The organism is Streptomyces sp. NPDC060049, from assembly GCF_042736715.1.
GTDB lineage: Bacteria > Actinomycetota > Actinomycetes > Streptomycetales > Streptomycetaceae > Streptomyces.
The window spans coordinates 39,308-60,296 of sequence record NZ_JBHWVV010000022.1; the positions used below are offsets into that span (position 1 = coordinate 39,308).

General features: G+C 73.9%; 13 protein-coding genes. 8 read left to right on the forward strand and 5 right to left on the reverse strand.

Features of this window, described 5'->3' with window-relative positions:
• The 3 genes from ACFWBY_RS31550 (at window position 1) to moeZ (ending at window position 3,015) form a co-directional block, all read left to right on the forward strand.
• Window positions 1-1,017 (forward strand): NAD-dependent epimerase/dehydratase family protein, encoded by a 1,017-nt coding sequence (locus tag ACFWBY_RS31550; protein WP_385335557.1) that lies wholly within the window; start codon window positions 1-3, stop codon window positions 1,015-1,017.
• Window positions 1,005-1,751 carry a spherulation-specific family 4 protein gene (locus tag ACFWBY_RS31555; RefSeq protein WP_385335559.1) on the forward strand — a complete coding sequence of 249 codons (747 nt, stop codon included), beginning with the start codon at window positions 1,005-1,007 and terminating at the stop codon, window positions 1,749-1,751. The genes ACFWBY_RS31550 and ACFWBY_RS31555 overlap by 13 nt, the downstream gene beginning before the upstream one ends.
• A gap of 85 nt (window positions 1,752-1,836) precedes the next feature.
• Window positions 1,837-3,015: an adenylyltransferase/sulfurtransferase MoeZ gene (gene moeZ, locus ACFWBY_RS31560; protein ID WP_385335646.1), complete on the forward strand. Its 1,179-nt coding sequence runs from the start codon at window positions 1,837-1,839 to the stop codon at window positions 3,013-3,015.
• Window positions 3,016-3,069: 54 nt separating this feature from the next.
• Here moeZ and ACFWBY_RS31565 read toward each other — a convergent pair whose 3' ends face one another.
• The 4 genes from ACFWBY_RS31565 to ACFWBY_RS31580 all read right to left on the reverse strand — a co-directional run bounded on the left by ACFWBY_RS31565 (window position 3,070) and on the right by ACFWBY_RS31580 (window position 9,968).
• The gene (locus ACFWBY_RS31565) at window positions 3,070-4,620 is read right to left on the reverse strand and encodes an alpha/beta hydrolase (RefSeq protein ID WP_385335561.1); all 1,551 of its coding nucleotides are present in this window, start codon (window positions 4,618-4,620) and stop codon (window positions 3,070-3,072) included.
• A gap of 66 nt (window positions 4,621-4,686) precedes the next feature.
• Entirely contained in the window at window positions 4,687-6,066 is a 1,380-nt protein-coding gene (gene hemG / locus ACFWBY_RS31570) for a protoporphyrinogen oxidase (RefSeq protein ID WP_385335563.1), read from the reverse strand.
• A gap of 133 nt (window positions 6,067-6,199) precedes the next feature.
• Window positions 6,200-7,051 carry a GNAT family N-acetyltransferase gene (locus ACFWBY_RS31575; protein ID WP_385335565.1) on the reverse strand — a complete coding sequence of 284 codons (852 nt, stop codon included), beginning with the start codon at window positions 7,049-7,051 and terminating at the stop codon, window positions 6,200-6,202.
• A gap of 100 nt (window positions 7,052-7,151) precedes the next feature.
• A complete protein-coding gene (locus tag ACFWBY_RS31580) occupies window positions 7,152-9,968 on the reverse strand; it encodes a YbhN family protein (protein WP_385335567.1) in 2,817 nt (938 codons plus the stop codon).
• 158 nt (window positions 9,969-10,126) lie between these two features.
• Here ACFWBY_RS31580 and ACFWBY_RS31585 point away from each other — a divergent pair, with 158 nt between their 5' ends.
• From ACFWBY_RS31585 to nudC, 5 genes are all read left to right on the forward strand, one after another.
• Window positions 10,127-10,474, forward strand: coding sequence for an MGMT family protein (locus tag ACFWBY_RS31585; protein WP_385335569.1), 348 nt, complete (start codon window positions 10,127-10,129; stop codon window positions 10,472-10,474).
• Window positions 10,475-10,741: 267 nt separating this feature from the next.
• Window positions 10,742-14,266, forward strand: coding sequence for an ATP-dependent helicase (locus ACFWBY_RS31590; protein ID WP_385335571.1), 3,525 nt, complete (start codon window positions 10,742-10,744; stop codon window positions 14,264-14,266).
• A 75-nt stretch (window positions 14,267-14,341) separates the two neighbouring features.
• Window positions 14,342-17,953 carry a UvrD-helicase domain-containing protein gene (locus tag ACFWBY_RS31595; protein ID WP_385335573.1) on the forward strand — a complete coding sequence of 1,204 codons (3,612 nt, stop codon included), beginning with the start codon at window positions 14,342-14,344 and terminating at the stop codon, window positions 17,951-17,953.
• A 10-nt stretch (window positions 17,954-17,963) separates the two neighbouring features.
• On the forward strand, window positions 17,964-19,391 hold the full coding sequence (locus ACFWBY_RS31600) for a dipeptidase (RefSeq protein ID WP_385335575.1): 1,428 nt from the start codon (window positions 17,964-17,966) through the stop codon (window positions 19,389-19,391).
• A gap of 107 nt (window positions 19,392-19,498) precedes the next feature.
• On the forward strand, window positions 19,499-20,434 hold the full coding sequence (gene nudC, locus ACFWBY_RS31605) for an NAD(+) diphosphatase (protein WP_385335576.1): 936 nt from the start codon (window positions 19,499-19,501) through the stop codon (window positions 20,432-20,434).
• 165 nt (window positions 20,435-20,599) lie between these two features.
• On the opposite strand, the gene ACFWBY_RS31610 is transcribed toward nudC, so the two are convergent.
• Window positions 20,600-20,860, reverse strand: a complete 261-nt coding sequence (locus tag ACFWBY_RS31610) for a mycoredoxin (protein ID WP_385335578.1) — start codon at window positions 20,858-20,860, stop codon at window positions 20,600-20,602.
• Between the last annotated feature and the right edge of the window lie 129 nt (window positions 20,861-20,989).

The following is a 20,989-nucleotide window of genomic DNA, read 5'->3' on the forward strand; positions in this document are numbered from 1 at the left end:
ATGAGGGTGCTGCTGATCGGAGCCAACGGTTACCTCGGGCGCTACGTCGCGGACCGCCTGCTCGCCGACCCCGCGGTGCAGCTCACCGCGCTCGGCCGCGGCGACGACGCCGACGTCCGCTTCGACCTCGCCACCGGCAGTCCCGGCGCCCTCACCCGGTTCCTCGACGCCGTCCATCCCGGCGTCGTCATCAACTGCGCGGGCGCCACCCGCGGCGGCGCCCGGGAACTCACCCGGCACAACACGGTCGCCGTCGCCACCATCTGCGAGTCGCTGCGCCGCAGCGGCTGCGGCGCCCGGCTCGTCCAGCTCGGCTGCGCCGCCGAGTACGGGCCCAGCCAGCCCGGTTCGTCGACGGCCGAGGACGCCGTGCCCAGACCGGGCGGGCCGTACGGCGTCAGCAAGCTGGCCGCCACCGAGCTCGTGCTGGGTTCCGGGCTGGACGCCGTCGTCCTACGGGTCTTCTCGCCCGTCGGCCCCGGCACCCCGGCCGGGTCCCCGCTCGGCCGGCTCGCCGAGGCCATGCGGCGCGCGATGCAGTCCGGGGACGGCGAGCTGAAGCTCAGCGGGCTCGGCGTCCAGCGCGACTTCGTCGACGTGCGGGACGTGGCGCGGGCGGTGCACGCCGCGTCGCTGTCGGCCGCCCAGGGCGTCGTCAACATCGGCACCGGTCGCGCGGTCCGGCTGCGCGACGCGGCCTCCGTGCTGGCGCGGGTCGCCGGATACGGCGGCTCGCTGCACGAGCTCGACGTGCCACAGCACGGGCAGCACCCCCAGCAGCACGGCCACCCCGGCCGGCCCCAGGGACTCGCGGCCATCGGCTCCCCGCGCTCCGAGGCCACGGCCGAGCAGCTGGCCGCGGCGGCGGCGCAGCCCCCGTACCCCTACCCGGACGGCTGCGGGGCCTGGCAGCAGGCGGATGTCCGCACAGCCCGCGACCGGCTCGGCTGGCGGCCCCGGATCAATCTGGAGGAGTCCCTCGCGGACATCTGGATGGAGGCGGCGTGCCGCATCTGACCACTCCGGCGGCCGGCCCGGCCACCGGGACGGGCCGCATCGGCCTCGGCGCCCCCGGCTACGCGCACCCGCTGCTGGCCCCGGCGGAGTGGGCCGAGCTGACGCGGCCCGGGACTCCGCTGCACTGGGCCGTCCTCAACGTCGCGGACGGGCCGGGCGGCCGGCCCGACCCGCACTGCACGGAGGCCGCCGCGAAGCTCCGCGGCGCGGGCGGCGCGGTCCTCGGCCATCTCGCGATGCGGGACGGGGAACGCTCCTTCGCGGAACTCGTCTCCGACGCCCACCGCTTCCGGGACTGGTACGGCGTCGGCGGCTTCTACCTCGCGGACGTCCCGGGCGGAAAGGCGGAGCTGGCCTCCGTGCGGCGGGTCACGGACACCCTGCGGGGGCTCGGGGACGGCCTGCGGATCGTTCTCGGGCACGGCACCCAGCCGTACGAGGGCTATGTGGAGAGCGCCGACCAGCTGGTCACCTTCTCCGGGAGCTGGGCCGACTACCGCTGGTCGCAGGTGGCGGAATGGACGGCGGACCATGCTCCGGAGCGGTTCTGCCACCTCGTCCACGGCGTGCCGCGCACGCACTTGGAGGAGGCGGTCCGGATCGCCCGCTGGCAGGGCGCGGGAACCGTCTGGTTCACCGACCGGCGCGGGGCCGCCGACCGGGATCCCTGGGCGTCGATGCCCGGGTACTGGGACGAAATCGTCTCGCGCATCGGGACGGGTGTCTTGGAATGAAGGCGGCCGTGGCAGTGTTACGGGGAGAACAACCATTCAGTTTGCTCCCTGCTCTGCGGGGATGCTCCCCATCTACGGAGTGCCCGTGTCGCTGCCACCGCTGGTAGAGCCAGCTGCTGAGCTCACCGTTGACGAGGTCCGCCGGTACTCGCGGCACCTGATCATCCCGGATGTCGGGATGGACGGCCAGAAGCGCCTGAAGAACGCCAAGGTGCTGGCCGTGGGCGCGGGCGGCCTCGGCTCGCCCGCCCTCATGTACCTGGCCGCGGCCGGCGTCGGCACGCTGGGCATCGTGGAGTTCGACGAGGTCGACGAGTCGAACCTGCAGCGCCAGATCATCCACAGCCAGGCGGACATCGGCCGTTCCAAGGCCGCGTCGGCCCGCGACAGCGTGCTGGGCATCAACCCGTACGTCAACGTGGTCCTTCACGAAGAGCGGCTCGAAGCCGAGAACGTGATGGAGATCTTCAGCCAGTACGACCTCATCGTCGACGGCACGGACAACTTCGCCACGCGCTACCTCGTCAACGACGCCTGCGTGCTGCTGAACAAGCCGTACGTGTGGGGTTCGATCTACCGCTTCGACGGCCAGGCCTCGGTGTTCTGGTCCGAGCACGGCCCGTGCTACCGCTGCCTCTACCCGGAGCCGCCCCCGCCGGGCATGGTCCCGAGCTGCGCCGAGGGCGGCGTACTGGGCGTGCTCTGCGCCTCGATCGGGTCCATCCAGGTCACCGAGGCCATCAAGGTCCTCACGGGCGTCGGCGAGCCGCTGGTCGGCCGCCTGATGATCTATGACGCCCTGGAGATGCAGTACCGCCAGGTCAAGGTCCGCAAGGACCCCGACTGCGCGGTCTGCGGTCCGAACGCGACCGTCACCGAGCTCATCGACTACGAGGCCTTCTGCGGCGTCGTGTCGGAGGAGGCCCAGGAGGCCGCGCTCGGCTCGACGATCACTCCCAAGCAGCTCAAGGAGTGGATCGACAACGACGAGCCGATCGAGATCATCGACGTCCGCGAGATCAACGAGTACGAGATCGTCTCGATCCCCGGCGCGAAGCTGATCCCCAAGGGCGAGTTCCTGATGGGTACCGCCCTCCAGGACCTGCCGCAGGACAAGCGCATCGTCTTGCACTGCAAGACGGGTGTCCGCAGTGCGGAAGTCCTCGCGGTCCTGAAGTCCGCGGGCTTCGCGGACGCCGTCCACGTCGGCGGCGGCGTCATCGGCTGGGTCCACCAGATCGAGCCCGAGAAGCCGGTCTACTAAACGGTCACCGAAGGGGCCGTACCCCGCCGCCGGGGTACGGCCCCTTCGTCGTTCCTACGGGGCGGTGCAGACGGTGTTCGCGGGCGGCACCTTCCCGTCCAGCAGGTAGGAGTCCACCGCCTGCTGCACGCACGTGTCGCCGCTGTTGTACGCGCCGTGCCCCTCGCCCTTGTAGGTGAGCTCGACGCCGACACCGGGGCCGAGCCGCTCCACCATCTTGCGCGCGCCCTCGTACGGGGTCGCCGGGTCACCGGTGTTGCCGATCACCAGGATCGGGGCCGAGCCCGGGGCGGAGACGTCCGGGGTGTTCCAGGCGCCCGCGACGGGCCAGTCGGTGCAGCTCATCATGGCCCAGCCGAGGAAGTTCCCGAAGACGGGCGAGGCGGCGCGGAAGTCCGGCAGCTTCGCCTTCGTCTGCGCCAGGGTGTAACGCTCTTTGGAGTCAGCGCAGTTGATGGCCGTGTTCGCGGCGCCGATGTTGCTGTACCGGCCCTGCTCGTTGCGTCCGTTGAGGGCGTCCGACAGGGCCAGGAGCAGCTGTCCCTGCCCGCCCTCGGCCTCGTCCAGTCCCTGTTCCAGCAGCGGCCAGAGCTCCTTGGAGTACAGGGCCTGGGCGATGCCGTTGGTGGCGGAGGTCTCGGTGAGCTGCCGGTCGCCGATACCGGCGATGGGCTTCGCCGCCAGGTCCTTCTGCAGTTTGATGACGTTCGCCTCGATCTCCTTGGCAGTGCTGCCCTGCAGGCGGCAGGCGTCGCCGCGGTCCACGCAGTCCTGGGCGAAGTTGCCGAGCGCGAGCTGGAAGCCCTTGGCCTGGCCGAGCGCCCCCTCCTCCGAGGTCTTCGTCGGGTCGACGACGGCGTCGAAGACGGCTCGGCCGACGTTCTTGGGGAAGAGGTGGGCGTAGACCCCGCCGAGCTCGGTGCCGTAGGAGATGCCGAAGTAGTGGAGCTTCTCGTCACCGAGGGCCTGACGGATCCGGTCCAGGTCGCGGGCGGCGTTCTCGGTGCCCACGTGGGGCAGCACCTTGCCGGAGTTCTTCTCGCAGGCCTTCTGGTACCCCTCGGTGCCGGCGAGGAAGGCCTTCTCCTCCTGCGGGGTCGAGGGGGTGGAGTCGGAGGCGTAGTACGCGTCCAACTGCTTGTCGTCCTCGCACAGCACGGGCGCGCTGCGGCCGACCCCGCGCGGGTCGAAGCCGACCAGGTCGTACCGCTGGCGCAGGGCCGCGTACTCGCTCGCCGCGCCGGGCAGGGTACTGACGCCGGAACCGCCGGGGCCGCCGAAGTTGAAGACGAGCGATCCGATCCGCTTGTCCTTGTCGCGGGCCTTGGCCCGGATGAGCGCGAGCTCGATCGTCTCGCCCCCGGGGTCGGCGTAGTCGAGGGGCACTTCGAGGACGGCGCACTGCCAGTCCTTGCCGGGCACCGGCCCGCCGCCCTGAGCCGCGGAGGGGGCGGAGCATTCCCCCCACTCGAGCTTCTTGGCCCCCTGCGCGGCGCCGTCCTTGCCCCTCTTCTCCTTGCCGCCGCCGTCGGAACAGGCACTGGCGGCGAGCAGCGCGGCGGCGGTGACGGCGGCAGCGGCGCCCCGGAGGACTCTTGTCGGCATGCCCCCATCCTGTGGGCCGCCCGTCCGGTGCGCCCCCGCGCTGACCCATCCGGGTCACTGCCCCCGCTACGCCCGGGCCAGTACCCGACCGGCCGCCGCGCGGCCCGTCGCGACGCAGGCGGCCACGCCGACGCCCTCGTAGGCCGCGCCGCACAGGGCGATGCCCGGCAACTTGCCGGCGGCCTCGTGGATGCGGGCGACGCGGTCGCGGTGACCGACGTCGTACTGGGGCAGGCCGCGGTCCCAGCGGGTGACGCGGGTGGCCAGGGGTTCGCCCATCGGACCCACCGCGTGGTGCAGTTCGGCGATGGCCGAGCGGACCAGGTGGCGGTCGGGGCGGCCGAGCGGCTCGTCCTCGCCGACCCGGCCGACGCAGGCGCGCAGCACGAAGGTCTCGGGGGCCGCGTCGCCGAGCCAGGACCACTTGTTGGAGAGGAAGGACGCGGCCTTCAGGGTGCGGCCGTCGACCGCGGGGACCAGGAAGCCGTTGCCCTCGGGGAGGACCGGGGCCTGGGCGCGGGAGAAGGCCATGGTGATCACGGCCGTCGACGCGTGCGCGATCGAGGAGAGTTCGGCCTCGGCGAGGGGGGAGTGGGGGCGCAGCAGTTCCGCCGCCGCGAAGGCGGGCAGGGCGAGGACGACCGCGTCCGCCTCCATCGTCAGCGGGCCGTCGCCGGTCATCGCCTGGACGCGCCAGCGGTCGCCGGCGGTGCGCTGGAGCGAGCGGGCCGTCGTACCGGTGAGGATGAGGGCGCCGCAGGCTTGCGCGACCGCCGCCGGGAAGCGGCCGACGCCGCCGGCGACGCCCCGGACGGGGACGGCCGCCGGGCTCCGGTCGCCCGCCGCGCGCATCCGGCGCAGAGCCGGCAGGAGCGGGGTGCCCTGTTCGGCGAGGGCCGCGATCCGGGGCATGGCCGCGCGCAGCGAGAGCCGGTCGGCGAGGCCGGCGTGGACTGCGCCCAGCAGGGGTTCGACGAGGCGGTCCACGGCCTCCTGGCCGAAGCGGGCGGCCAGGTACGCGCTGACCGAGCAGTCCTCGGTGAGCGGGGTGGCCGGGAGCGTCTCCTCGGCGGCGAAGCGCTCGATGCCTTCGGGGGAGAGCAGGCCGGTGCCGACCAGTGAGGAGGGGTCGGTGGGGACGCCCATCACGTGGGCCGCCGGCAGCGCGCGCAGGGCGTCGTTGGTCCAGAGGGTGGTGGGCGCCTTCGCCGGGTCGCACAGGTCGCCGCCCAGTCCGACGGCGGTGGCCAGCTCGACGGCCTCCGGGCGCAGGGCCGTGAGGCAATCCGCGCCCTCGTCGACGGTGATCCCGGCGATGGTGCCGGTACGGAGCTTCCCGCCGAGCTTGGCGTGGCTCTCCAACAGGGTCACGTCCGCCTGGCCGCGCAACTGCCACGCGGCGGCCAGACCGCTGATCCCTCCACCGATGACGATCACTGAACGCATTGTGCTCTCCTGGCTGGCCCGTGGCCGATATTCCCCCTTATGTAACATATGGGTCCCTTGTGGGTCGGCACCTCATGCTTTCGGCCAGAGCGGCCGGAGCACCCAGAGCGGCCAGAGCACCCGGCCGGACGGTTCAGAGGTCGATCGAGCGGAGCTCGTTCAGCACGACGAAACCCGTGCTGTCGTACAGGCCCATCGCGACGTCGTTGCCGCCGAAGACGTTGAACATCATCGCCTCGTCACCGCCCTGCCGGGCGGCCCACTCGCCCACGGCCATCGCCGCCCGGCCGTAGCCCTTGCCGCGGTGCTCCTCGTACACCTCCAGCGAGAACCCGAAGGTCACGCCCGGCAGGAACCCGTGGTTGACCCAGCCGGCGGCGACCACCTGCCCGCCGGCCTCCATGGCGTAGAAGGCGTGCCCCGGTGTCAGGTAGCCCTGCGGCAGGTAGCGCGCGAAGTCCTCGTCGGACTTCGCCTTGGCCTGCTCCGGGGTAAGGGCACCTGCCCGGACGATGTCCGCGATGTATCCGGCCTCCTCGCCGGCGTACCAGCCGGGGTACTCCGCCTCGGTCAGCCGCCGGACGGTCAGACCCGCCGGCAGCTCGGGCCGCTCGGCCGCCGCACGCATCCGGATCTGTTGCCGTACGGGGTAGTCGGCGAACTCCCCCGCTCCGCCGGTGACCCGGACCTCCACCCGCCGCGCGCCCCGCTCGGCGCACCACTGCTCGGCCCACTCGCGGCCCGCCGGCACCGTCAGGTCGTGGATCCTGCCCACCGTCGCCCCGTTGTCCCGCGTCACCGCGACCGCGATCCAGCCGGTGCCGTCCGTGGCGAGCGTCCAGCCGTCGATCCCCTGGGTCTCCTGTGCCAGCAGGGCCCGGGCCAGCGGCTCCGAGCACCCGGCGGCCCGGTACCCGGCCAGTACCCGCTCCTCGAAGCCGACCTGCCACGCGCTCCGGTCCGAGATGATCTTCATATCGTTCATCCGGCCACCCTAGGCAGGGGGCGCCGGCGAAGTCCCCGGTTTTCGGAGCGCGCGGAGCCGCCGGAAAGGCGCCCGCGGAGCCCCTCGCGGAGCGGCCCTCTCAGATCGCCTCTTTGCGCGTCAGGAAGTTGAAGGAGATCCACCCCGGCAGCACCGGCAGCCAGAACGTCATCAGCCGGAACAGCAGTACCGCCGAGATCGCCACCTGGTTCTCCAGCCCCGCCGCGATCAGCCCCAGCGTCAGGGTCGTCTCCACCGCGCCGATGCCGCCCGGCGTCGGCGCCGCCGAGCCCAGCGCGTTGCCCGCCAGGAAGACGACGGCGATGCTCGCGTAGCTGATGTCCTCGCCCCCGCCGAACGCGCGGATCGAGGCGTCCAGGCACATGACGAAGCAGCCGGTCAGCAGCAGCATCCCGCCGATGCCCGTCGTGAGTTTCTGCGGACGCTGGAGCACGTCCAGCATGCGCGGGACCACTCCCGCGAACAGGGCCCGCACCCGGGTCGCGACGAACTTGCGCAGGAACGGCACCGCCGTCACGACCAGCACCAGCACCGCGACCGTGAGCAGACCCGCGATGACCGTCCTGGACGGGGTCATCTCCGGGGTCTTCTCCGTCCCCGTCAGATAGCCGAAGGACAGCAGCAGCAGGATGTGGCTGGCCAGTCCGAAGAGCTGGGAGGCGCCGACACTGGCCACCGCCAGCCCCGGCCGGATGCCCGCCCGCTGCAGGAAGCGGGTGTTCAGCGCGACACCGCCCACCGCCGCCGGCGCCACGAGCTTGACGAAGGATCCGGCGACCTGCGCCAGTACCGTCCGCAGGAACGACACCCGCTCGGGAACGAAGCCCAGCAGGCTCATCGCCGCCGCGAAGTAGGTGAGCGCCGAGAAGGCCAGCGCCGCCCCGACCCAGCCCCAGCGCGCCTCGGAGACGATCGTCGCGAAGTTCACGTGCGCGAGCTGCGTCAGCAGGAAGTACGCGCCGAAGGCGCCCGCGATGAACGACACCAGCGTCCGCGGCCGGATCCGCTCCAGCCGCGCCGGCTCCACCGGCGCCTGCGGGCGGATCAGCAGCACCTGCTGGCGGATCTGGCTGAGCAGGTCCTCCTCGAGGGCCCCGTCGAGCGCGTCGTCCAGCGCCTTCTTCTCCGCCTTGCGGTCGGCGGCCGAGCGCGCCGTCGGCGAGGCGGAGTCCGCCTCCCGGGCCGCCTTCGACGCCCGCGAGGACTCCAGTACCGCTTCCCGTTCCCGGTCCGCCCGCTCGCGCGCGAGCCTGCGCAGCGTCGCCCGCGTGGAGCGGCTCAGCGCGATCGGCTGGAGCAGCGGCAGGCAGTCCGCCACCGCGTCCGGACCGAGCACCGACACCGCGGAGGCGACCGACCGCTCGGCGCCGACCCGCAGGCCGAGGGTGGTGAGCAGCTGGGCGATGTCCATGCGGAGCACGAGGTCGCCGGCCGCGATCTCGCCGCCCCGCAGGTCGGTCAGCGTGATGCTGCCGGAACGATCCACCACGAGCGCGTCCCCGGTCAGCCGCCGGTGCGCGATCCGCCGCGACTGCAGGGCGCGCACCTGCTGCCACGCGTTGCGGCTCAGGCCGTCGGTGATCTCCTCGTCGGCCAGCTGGTCCAGGCTCCGGCCGCCCAGGTGCTCGTAGACGAGCATCACGGCGTCCGGACCCAGCTCGGAGGTGGCGATGAGCTTGGGGGCGTTGGCTCCGGCGGCGATGGCCGCGTACGCGAGCAGCGCCTCCTGCTCCAGGGCTTGGCGCAGCGACTGCAGGCTGCGCCGGGTGGTGATGCCGCGCAGCGTGAGGCGGCGCCAGACCCGGTAGTAGAAGCCGTGGGCCTGCTGCTCCCGGTCCACGACGGTGACGTCGAGCGGCGGGCCGTCCTCCAAGGTGACGTGGTAGCGCCGGCCGCGGTCGCTGACCTCCGTGCTGTCGGGCCCCTCCGGGGACTCGGCGCGCATCGCGCTGACCGGCTGGAAGCCGACCCGGCGCAGTCCGGCGAGGAGGGTCTGCCCGGTGGGCCGGACGTTCGGCGAGCCGACCGCGTACAGGGTTCCGTACGCGACGCTCCAGCCGATCAGCACGGTCAGGATGATCGAGAAGGGCGTGGTGTAGCCGCTGACGAGCATCGCGAAGGCGTCCAGCAGCAGGACCACCCACAGGGCGACGCGCCAGCGCGGCCGCCGTGTCATCCCGACGGCCGTCATGTACGCGATCACGGGCGCGAGGTAGCCGTGCACCGGATCGGTGAGGGCGCCGCCGGCTCCGGTGGGACGGGTCAAGGCGTCCTGGATGGTCTCGGAGGCCGCCGCGGAGACCCACAGGTCGGTGGCGAGGGTGACGCCGTGGGCGAGGACGGCGGCGAGCACGCCGTCGGCGATGCGCAGCCCGTCGCGTTTGATCAGCCGCTCGATGGCGAAGGCCACCGGCACGAGGAGCACGGCGATGCTGGACACGAGCCCGGCGACCTTGATCAGCACGTCCGGCGCCTGGCCGGTGCCGTTGCTGATGTCCTGCTCCAGGCCCGCCGTGGTCCGCTGGGCGAAGGCGGCGATGGCGAGGACCAGGGCGATGCCCAAGATGCCGACGAGGAGCCGTACGAGGTCGGAGGGGCGGTGCACGCGGGCGGCCAGAAGCGGCTCGTCCACCTCTACCTGGTCGACGGCCGCCGGGGTGTGGGCGTGCGGTACCCCGGCGTCCGCGGAGCCGATGGAGTCCTTGTCCGTGGAGACCTGCTCCGTGGAGTCCTTGTCCGTGGAGCCGCCGGAGACCTCGTCCGTGGAGCCCCGGTGGGTGGAGTCCTTGTCCGTTGAGCCCTCGTCCGTGGAGCCCTTGGCGTCCGCGGAGTCCTTGGCGTCCGCGGCCCCCCTGGAGTCGCCGGCGCCTCTGGAGTCTCCGTCCGGAGGGCTCACACCCTGCTCCCTTCCCGTCACTACCGTCTCTTCTTGATCACGTATCACGCGTCACCGCCCGGAAGATGGTGGCACGGACTGGCGGCGGCCCGGGGCAGCAGGGTGCGAGCCGGTGCGGAACTCGAGCTTCCACACCCTCGTCGTTCCAGTGCGGCACCATGGGCCGAATGAGCGAAGAGCTGCCGGCTTACGCGGAGCGGGTGCTGGAGGCGGCCGAGGGGATTCCGCCCGGCCGGGTGATGACGTACGGCGACGTCGCGGAGTGGCTCGGCGAGGGGGGACCCCGCCAGGTCGGCCGCGTCATGGCGCTGTACGGGGGAGCCGCGCCCTGGTGGCGCGTGGTGCGGGCCGACGGCCGCCCGCTGCCCGGCAGCGAGCCGCGCGCGCTGGAGCACTACCGCGCCGAGTCCACCCCGCTGCGCCTGACCGGCGGCGGAGAACCGCGGCTGGACATGCGGCGGGCGCGCTGGGACGGGACGGCCGGACGGGACGAAGGTCACATGTGACAGCTTCGGCCATGGGCGGCCCGAACGGGCGGCCGAAGGGACGTACGAAGCCCCGTACGAGGGATGCCTGGGACCGGATGGCAGCCGGGACGGCGCCTCCGGCCGCCGTCGGGACGCGGGCGCGCAGAGAACCGCACGGGCCGCGGAGGAGACTGCACGGGCCGCACGGGTTGCCGTAGCGTTGCCTCTTCGGCTTCGGCTTCGGCCCTCGCCCTCACCACGGCAGCGACCGCTGCGACGGCAGACCCACCAGGACCGGCACCCCACGTGAACACCTCTTCCTCCGACGGCCCCCGCACCGGGCGGCGGCGTACGCGGACCCCGGACGCGTACCGCCTCGTGCGTACCGGGCCGCAGCGGGTGGATCCCCTGGTGCTGGACGCAGCACAGCGCGCGGTGGTTGAGCACACCGGCGGCCCGCTGCTGGTCCTGGCCGGACCCGGCACCGGAAAGACGACCACGCTGGTCGAAACGGTCGCGGCCCGCGTCGAGGCCGGCGCCGATCCCGCCCGCGTCCTGATCCTCACCTTCAGCCGCAAAGCCGCGGTGGAACTGCGCGACCGTACCGCCCTGCGGCTCGGGGGCGCACGCGCCCCGCAGGCCACCACCTTCCACTCCTTCTGCTACGGACTGGTCCGCGCCCACCAGGACACCGATCTGTTCGCGGACCCGCTGCGGCTGCTGTCCGGTCCGGAGCAGGACGTCATGGTCCGCACCCTGCTGGAGGGCCAGCGCCGGATCCGCTCCATCCGCTGGCCGGACGACCTGCGGGCCGCGCTGACCACGCGCGGTTTCGCCGACGAGGTCCGCGCCGTGCTGGCCCGTGCGCGCGAACTGGGACTCGGACCCTCGGCCCTCTCCGACTTCGCCTCCCGCCTCGGCCGGCCCGACTGGAAGGCGGCCGCGGCCTTCCTCGCCGAGTACCTGGACGTCCTGGACCTCCAGGGCACCCTGGACTACGCCGAACTCCTCCACCGGGCGGTGCTGCTGGCGGAGCGCACGCCGGCGGTGTCGTCCATGTACGACGCGATCTACGTCGACGAGTACCAGGACACGGACGCCTCGCAGCTGCGCCTGCTGCGCGCGCTGGCCGGGCCGGCGGGCCGGCTGACCGCCTTCGGCGACCCGGACCAGTCGATCTACGCCTTCCGCGGCGCGGACATCAACAACATCCTGGACTTCGAGACCTCCTTCCAGGGCGCGGCCGTCCGGGCCCTGACCGTCTCGCGCCGCTCCTCGTCCGTGCTCCTGGCCGCCACCCGGCAGCTGACCGCGCGCATGCCGATGCCGCGCCTGCCCTCGGCGGCCGTCCGGGCCCACCGCGCGCTCGCCCCGACCCGCGAGGGCGGCCGGGTCGAGGTGTTCACCTACCCGACGGCCGGCGCGGAACTCGACAACATCGCCGACGTCCTGCGCCGGGCACACCTCGAGGAGGGCGTGCCGTGGCAGGACATGGCCGTCCTGGTCCGCGCCGGCGGACGCACCCTGCCGCAGATGCGCCGCGCCCTGATCGCGGCGGGCGTCCCGGCCGAGACGGACGGCACGGACATCCCGCTGCGCCACGAACCCGCGGTGTCCCCCCTCCTGACGGCCCTGCGCACCCTCGCCCTGGCGGGCGCGCAGGCGGCTCCGGGCGCGGGCACGGCCATGGAACCGGGCGCCGACGCGGCCCCGGGAACGGACGGGCGGGAAGCCTCCGCCCCCGCCGCGGTCGAGACCGGTGCCGCCGGGCCGGCGGCCGCACCCGCCGAGGCAGGCGCACCCGCCGAGGCGGCCTCTCCGGACGAGGCGGCCGCGGTCGAGACCGGTGCCGCCGGGCCGGCGGCCGCACCCGCCGAGGCGGCCGCACCCGGCGAGGCGGCCTCTCCGGCCCCGTCGGACGAGGTCGGCGGGCGCCAGGACGCCGGGTGGATCGGGGTCGAGGCCGCGCTCGTGCTGCTCGCCTCGCCGCTCGGCGGGATGGACTCCGCCGATCTGCGCCGCCTCGGCCGCGCGCTGCGCGACGAGGAGCGGGCGGCCGGGATCAAGACGCCCGCGCCGTCCGACGTACTGCTCGCCCGCGCCCTCGCCGAGCCCGAGCGGCTCGTCGCGCACGACCCGGCCTACGCCCGCGGCGCGCAGCGCCTCGGCCTGCTGCTGCGCAAGGCCCGCGAACTCCTCGCGGGCGGCGGCACCGCCGAGGAGGTCCTGTGGACCCTCTGGGACGGCACCCCCTGGCCGCAGCGCCTGGAGCGCGGCGCCCGCCGGGGCGGTCCCGCCGGCCGCAACGCCGACCGCGACCTCGACGCCGTCTGCGCGCTGTTCGACACCGCCGCCCGCGCGGAGGAGCGCACCGGCGGGGCGGGCGCGCTCAACTTCCTCGAACAGCTCGAAGCAGAGGACATCGCCGGCGACACCCTCACCCCGCGCGCCGTCCGCCGCGAAGCCGTCCGCCTCATGACCGCGCACCGCTCCAAGGGCCTGGAGTGGTCCCTCGTCGTCGTCGCCGGAGTGCAGGAAGGGCTCTGGCCGGACCTGCGCCGCCGCGGCTCGCTCCTCGAAGCCGACCGCATCGGCCGCGACGGCCTCGCCGAGCCCCTCACTCCCGGCGCCCTCCTCGCCGAGGAACGCCGTCTCTTCTACGTCGCCGCCACCCGCGCCCGCGACCGCCTCGTCGTCACCGCCGTCAAGGCCCCGGCCGACGACGGCGACCAGCCATCCCGCTTCCTCACCGAGCTCGGCGTACCGGTCAAGGACGTCACCGGCCGCCCCCGCCGTCCCCTCGCCGTCCCCGCGCTCGTCGCCGAGCTCCGCGCCACGACCGTGGACCCGGCCGCCTCGCCCGCGCTGCGCGAGGCCGCCGCCCGGCGCCTGGCCCGCCTCGCCGTGCTCACCGACGACGAGGACCGTCCGCTCGTCCCCGCCGCGCACCCGCAGCGCTGGTGGGGCCTGTACGAGCCCACCCGCAGCAGCGTTCCGCTCCGCGACCGGGACCGCCCCGTCGCCCTGTCCGGCTCCGCCCTCGACCAGCTCGCCAACACCTGCTCCCTCCAGTGGTTCCTGGGCCGCGAGGTCAAGGCCGATGCCCCCTCCACCGCCGCCCAGGGCTTCGGCAACGTCGTCCACGTCCTCGCCGACGAGGTCGCCTCCGGCCGCACCCCCGCCGACCTCGCCGTCCTGATGGAACGCCTCGACACCGTCTGGGACTCGCTCGCCTTCGACGCCCCCTGGAAGTCCAGGCAGGAGAAGGACAACGCCCGAGCCGCCCTGGAGCGCTTCCTGCGCTGGCACGCCACCGACCGCGGCGGCCGGGCTGCCGTGGCCACGGAGCACGACTTCGACGTCACCCTCGAAGCGGGCGAGTACGCCGTCCGGGTCCGGGGCTCCATGGACCGGGTCGAGGCGGACCCGCAGGGGCGCGCGTACGTCGTCGACTTCAAGACCGGCAAGTCCGCGCCGACGAAGGACGAGGTGGCCCGCCACCCGCAGCTCGCCGTCTACCAGCTCGCCGTGCGCGAGGGCGCGGTCGACGAGGTCTTCGAGGGACTGCGCCCCGAACCGGGCGGCGCCGAGCTCGTGCAGCTGCGCCAGGGCGCCGCCCAGCGCGAGGGCGGCGACACGGTCCCCAAGATCCAGGCGCAGCAGGCGCTGGAAGGCGGTGCCTCCGGCGAATGGGTCGGCGACCTGCTCGCCACCGCCGCCGGCCGGGTCCTCGAGGAGCGCTTCGCGCCCGCCACGGGCAAGCACTGCGACCACTGCTCCTTCCGGGGCGCGTGCAGCGCCCGGCCGGAGGGACGCCAGACCGTGGAGTAGCCGCGGCTCGGGCACGATCCGGAAGCGATGTCCGGGGCGGCGGGGACTGTCGGTGGGGGCGGCTAGCCTTTTTACGTGTCCGCGCGTCCGCCCGTCCCACCGGTACTCACCGATCCCGAGCAGCTCAAGGAGCTCCTGGGGATCCCCTTCACGCCCGAACAGATGGCCTGCGTCACCGCCCCGGCCGCCCCGCAGGTCATCGTGGCCGGCGCCGGCTCCGGCAAGACCACCGTCATGGCCGCCCGCGTCGTGTGGCTGGTCGGCACCGGCGCGGTCGCCCCCGAGCAGGTCCTGGGCCTGACCTTCACCAACAAAGCCGCGGGCGAGCTCGCCGAGCGCGTGCGCGGGGCCCTCGCGCGGGCCGGCATCAGCGATCCGGACCCCTCCCCGGCCGAGGCCGACTCGGCGGGCGGCGAGCCGCGCATCTCCACTTACCACGCCTTCGCCGGACAGCTCCTCAAGGACCACGGCCTGCGCATCGGGCTGGAGCCCAGCGCCCGGCTGCTCGCCGACGCCACCCGCTTCCAGCTCGCGGCCCGGGTGCTCCGCGAGGCCCCCGGCCCCTATCCGGCGCTCACCAAATCTTTTCCCGACCTGGTCAGCGACCTGCTCGCGCTCGACGGCGAGCTCTCCGAGCACCTCGTACCGCCGGAGCGGCTGCGCGCCTACGACACGGAGCTCCTGTCCGTCCTCGCCGACACCAAACTGAGCAACGACGACCTGCGCAAGGTCCCCGAGGCCGTGCGCGGCCGCCTCGAACTGCTGGAGCTGACCGAGCGCTACCGCGCCGCCAAACGCTCGCGCGACCTCCTCGACTTCAGTGACCAGATAGCCCTCTCCGCGCAGCTCGCCACCACCCGGCCCGAGGTGGGAGCGCTGCTGCGCGAGGAGTTCCGCGTGGTGCTGCTCGACGAGTACCAGGACACCTCCGTCGCGCAGCGGCTGCTGCTGTCCGGGCTGTTCGGCGCGGGCACCGGGCACGCGGTGACCGCCGTCGGCGACCCCTGCCAGGCCATCTACGGCTGGCGGGGCGCCTCCGTGGCCAACCTGGACGACTTCCCCGAGCACTTCCCGCACGCAGACGGGAGCCCCGCCACGCGCTTCTCCCTCAGCGAGAACCGGCGCAGCGGCGGCCGCCTCCTCGAACTGGCCAACGAGCTCGCCGCCCCGCTCCGCGCCATGCACGAGGGCGTCGAGGCCCTGCGTCCCGGGCCGGGCGCCGAGTACGACGGCACGGTGCGCTGCGCTCTGCTGGAGACGCACGCGCAGGAACTGGACTGGCTCGGGGACTCCGTCGCCCATCTGGTCCGCACGGGAACGGAGCCGCGCGAGATCGCCGTCCTGTGCCGCTCGGCCGGCGACTTCGCGCGCATCCAGGCCGTGCTCGTCGAGCGCGACGTCCCCGTCGAGGTGGTCGGGCTCGCCGGTCTCCTGCACCTCCCGGAGGTCGCGGACCTCGTCGCCGTCTGCGAGGTCCTGCAGGACCCCGGCGCCAACGCCTCCCTGGTGCGGCTGCTCATCGGGCCGCGCTGGCGGATCGGCGCGCGGGACCTGGCGCTGCTGGGCCGCCGGGCGCGCACGCTGGCCGCCCGCGCGCCGGCCGGCGGCGACGGCGACGACGACCGCCTGGCGGCGGCGGTGGAGGGCGTCGACCCGGCGGAGATCGTCTCGCTGGCGGACGCGCTCGAAACGTTCCTCGACGGCTCGGGCTCCGGCTCCCACCACGGCTCCGCGCCCGACGAGCTGCCCTTCTCGGCCGCCGCCCGGGTCCGGTTCGCACACCTGGCGCAGGAGCTGCGCGACCTGCGGCGTTCACTCGCGGACCCCCTGATGGACGTACTGCACCGGGTGCTGTCGGCGACCGGCCTCGACGTGGAGCTGGCGGCGTCCCCGCACGCGCTGGCAGCCCGCCGCCGGGAGACCCTGTCGAGCTTCATGGACGTGGCGGCCGGCTTCGCCTCCCTCGACGGCGAGGCGTCCCTCCTGGCCTTCCTCGCCTTCCTGCGCACGGCCGCCCAGTACGAGAAGGGCCTGGACCACGCGCTGCCCGGCGGGGAGAACACGGTCAAAGTGCTCACCGCCCACAAGTCCAAGGGCCTGGAGTGGGACGTGGTGGTGGTCCCCGACCTGTGCGCCGGGTCCTTCCCGAAGGAGAAGGCGCCGGAGGCCTGGACCTCGTACGCCAAGGTCCTGCCGTACGCCCTGCGCGGCGACGCGCCGACCCTCCCGCCCGCCCCGGAATGGACCTCGCAGGGCCTTCGCGCGTTCAAGTCGGCCCTGAAGGCCCACAAGGCCGTCGAGGAGCTGCGCCTGGGCTACGTCACCTTCACCCGGCCCCGCTCGCTCCTCCTGGCCTCGGGCCACTGGTGGGGCCCGACGCAGAAGAAGCCGCGCGGCCCGTCCGCCTTCCTCTCCGCGCTGTACGAGCACTGCGTGGCGGGCCACGGCGAGATCGAGGCCTGGGCCGGCGCCCCCGAGCCCGACGCCGAGAACCCGGCCCTGGCCACCGAGTCCACGCCGGACCACTCCTGGCCCCTTCCGCTGGACCCCGAGTCCCTCGCCCTGCGCCGCGCGGCCGCGGCCCTGGTCGAGTCCCACCTGACCACCGCGCACCTGACCACCGCCTCCTCCCCGCCGCCCCCGCCCCCGGCCCCGCAGGACGCCTACCTCTGGCCCCCCGACTGCGAGGACCCCGCCTACGAGGAAGAGCCGCCCCCCTCCCCGGAGGACCTCTGGCCGGAGGCAGCCGGCGCGTACCCGGAGACGGACGAGCCCGGCTTCGACGACCTCTGGCCGGAGGACGGCGCCGGGGACCGGGCCATAGATCGGACCGAAGTCCGGTCCGGGGGCCGGGCCGAGGCCGGGCCCCGCCGTGCCGGGCCAGGCGACGACGACCTGTGGCCCGAAGACGCGGACCGGTCCCCGGCCGCGGCCGGGCCGCGCCCCGCGCCCGACGGCCTCACCCCCGAGGACGCCCGCGCCGTCGCCTCCTGGGACCGCGACCTCGACGCCCTGGAGGGCGAACTCCGCCGGGCCAGGGCGGCCGTCCGCGACGTCGAGCTGCCCGCCGCGCTCTCCGCCAGCCAGCTGCTGCGCCTCGCCGCCGACGAGCAGGGCTTCGCACGCGACCTCGCCCGTCCCATGCCCAAGCCCCCGCAGCCCGCGGCGCGCCAGGGCACCCGCTTCCACGCCTGGGTGGAGTCCCGCTTCGACGAGCTCCCCCTCCCGCTCCTCGACGTCCTCGACCCCGGAACCGAGCTGCCCGGCGCCGGCTCCGGCCAGGACATCGCCGACGAGGCCGACCTGGACTCCCTCAAGGCGGCCTTCGAGCGGAGCGAGTACGCCGACCGCACCCCGTACCGCATGGAGGTCCCGGTCCAGCTGACCCTCGCCGGCCGCGTGATCCGCGGCCGGATCGACGCCGTGTACCAGGGCCCCGACGGCACGTACGAGATCGTCGACTGGAAGACCGGCCGGACCGCCGAGGCGGACCCCCTCCAGCTCGCCGTCTACCGCCTGGCCTGGGCGGAGGCCACGAACACCCCTCTCGCCGAGGTCACCGCGGCCTTCCTGCACGTCCGCAGCGGCCGTGTCGTCCGCCCCCGCGACCTGCCCGGCCGCGCCCGCCTTGAGCGGATCCTCCAAGGCGAACGGGACCCGGAAAGCGACCAAGGAACAGAAGGTTAGGCTCGTGTCCATGAGCGACACCCCGGCGGACAACGTCGTCCGCACGTACATAGACACGCACCGCGGCGCCTTCCTCGAGGACCTCGCCGACTGGCTGCGCATCCCCTCCGTCTCGGCCCAGCCCGAGCACGCGCAGGACGTACGGCGCAGCGCCGACTGGCTGGCGGCGAAGCTGGGGGAGACCGGTTTCCCGGTCGTCGAGGTCTGGCCGACCGGGACCGCCGGGGCCCCCGGCGCGCCCGCCGTCTTCGCGCACTGGCCGAGCGGGGACCCCGCCGCCCCCACCGTCCTGGTGTACGGGCACCACGACGTGCAGCCCGCCGCCCTCGCCGACGGCTGGCACACCGACCCGTTCGAGCCGGTCGTCAAGGACGGGCGGATGTACGGGCGGGGCGCCGCCGACGACAAGGGCCAGGTGTTCTTCCACACCCTCGGCGTGCGCGCGCACCTCGCCGCGACCGGCGCGTCCGCCCCCGCCGTCAACCTCAAGATGATCATCGAGGGCGAGGAGGAGTCGGGCTCCCCGCACTTCCGCGACTTGGTCGAACGCGAAGCGCGGCGCCTCGCCGCCGACATCGTGATCGTCTCCGACACCGGCATGTGGTCCGAGACCACCCCCACCGTCTGCACCGGCATGCGCGGCGTGGCCGACTGCGAGATCGACCTGCACGGGCCCGACCAGGACATCCACTCGGGCGCCTTCGGCGGCGCCGTGCCCAACCCCGCCACCGTCGCGGCCCGCCTCGTCGCGGCCCTGCACGACGCGGACGAGCGGGTCACGATCCCCGGCTTCTACGACAACATCGCCGAGCTGACGGACGCCGAGCGCGAGCTGATCGCCGAGCTCCCCTTCGACGAGGGCGAGTGGCTCCGTACGGCCAAGTCGTACGCGGCCTCGGGCGAGGCGGGCTACTCCACGCTGGAGCGCGTCTGGGCCCGACCGACCGCCGAGGTCAACGGCATCGGCGGCGGTTACCAGGGTCCCGGCGGCAAGACCATCGTGCCCGCCTCCGCGCATCTGAAGCTGTCCTTCCGCCTGGTCTCCGGCCAGGACCCGTACGTGGTCGAGGCCGCCGTCAAGGACTGGGTCGCGGAGCGCGTCCCGGCCGGGATCCGGCACTCCATCACCTTCGGCGCCCCCACCCGGCCGTGCCTGACCCCCCTGGACCACCCGGCGCTGCAGTCGGTCGTCCGTGCCATGGGCCGGGCCTTCGGCGAGAAGATCCGTTTCACCCGCGAAGGCGGTTCGGGGCCGGCGGCGGACCTCCAGGACGTGCTGGACGCCCCCGTCCTCTTCCTCGGGATCTCCGTACCCTCCGACGGCTGGCACTCGCCCAACGAGAAGGTGGAGCTCGACCTGCTCGCCAAGGGCGTCGAGACGACGGCGTACCTCTGGGGCGACCTCGCCGCCCACTGGAAGCCGGCCGGAGCCGCTTGAGCCCCACCTCAGCCCGCCCGAGCCGCCCGCCGCAGTCGTCACCGCCCGCCGCACACCGTCCTGCTGAGCCTGCCTGTGTCCCACCACCGGGGGAGTTGGAAGTACCTGTGAGCACCCATACCGAGTCAGAGCGCCCGATCTCGCTCGCCGCGCCCAGCGGCATCGACCGCGCCGCGCACCACCGCCTCGACGAGGCGTGGCTCGCCGCCGCCTGGAGCCACCCGAGCACCCGCGTCTTCGTCGTCTCCGGCGGCCAGGTCCTGATCGACGACACCCCCGACGGCGGCACCGCCATCGTGACGACCCCGGCCTTCGAGGCCCCGGTCACCGAGACCCACCGGTACTTCCTGGGCACCGACGAGGACGGCGTACGGTACTTCGCCCTCCAGAAGGACTCGCTGCCCGGCCGCATGGACCAGTCGGCCCGCCCGGCCGGCCTGCGCGAGGCCGGGATGCTGCTCTCCCCGCGGGACGCCGGGCTGGTGGTGCACGCGGTGGCGCTGGAGAACTGGCAGCGCATGCACCGCTTCTGCTCCCGCTGCGGCGAGCGCACGGTGGTCGCGGCGGCCGGGCACATCCGCCGCTGCCCGGGCTGCGGTGCCGAGCACTACCCGCGCACCGACCCGGCCGTGATCATGCTGGTCACCGACGAGCAGGACCGGGCGCTGCTGGGCCGGCAGGTGCACTGGCCGGAGGGGCGCTTCTCGACGCTGGCCGGCTTCGTGGAGCCGGGCGAGTCGATCGAGCAGTCCGTGATCCGCGAGGTGTGGGAGGAGGCGGGCGTCCGGGTCGGCGAGGTCGATTACGTCGCCAGCCAGCCCTGGCCGTTCCCGTACAGCCTGATGCTGGGCTTCACGGCCCGCGCCACCACCTCGGAGATCACCGTCGACGGCGAGGAGATCCAGGAGGCCCGCTGGTTCTCCCGCGAGGACCTGCGCGCGGCGATCGAGTCGGGCGAGGTGCTCGCGCCGGCCGGCATCTCCATCGCGGCCCGGCTCGTCGAGCTCTGGTACGGCGAACCGCTGCCGAAGCCGAAGGCGTAGTCCGGACGAGCAGAAGGCCCCCGCCGAGGCGGGGGCCTTTCCGTGCGCGCGACGTGCATGACGCCCGTGTCGCGCGTGACGTGTGTGACGCGCGTGACATGTGACGTGTCCGACGCGCGTTACGTGTCCGACGTGCGGGGCGGCGTGACGCCGGCCGGGCGCGGGTCAGACGGCGAGGGCCTGCTTGACCTGGGCCAGCGACGGGTTCGTCATGACCGACTCGCTGCCGACGGCGGACTTCACGAGCACGGTGGGAACCGTCTGGTTGCCGCCGTTCGCCTTCTCCACGAACGCCGCGGACTCCGGGTCGAGCTCGATGTTGATCTCGGTGTAGGCGATGCCCTCGCGGTCCAGCTGGCTCTTCAGCCGGCGGCAGTAGCCGCACCAGGTCGTGCTGTACATCGTGACCGTGCCCGTGTCCTGCATGCTGCGCTCTCCATTCGTGGGTGCTCGTTGGTCCGAGTAGTCGAACGTACGGGACCGCGCGGCCATTCCCGCCCGGTACTCCGGCTCCGGCACGGGTCCGTGGAGCACCACCGCGCCGTCTCGCGGTGT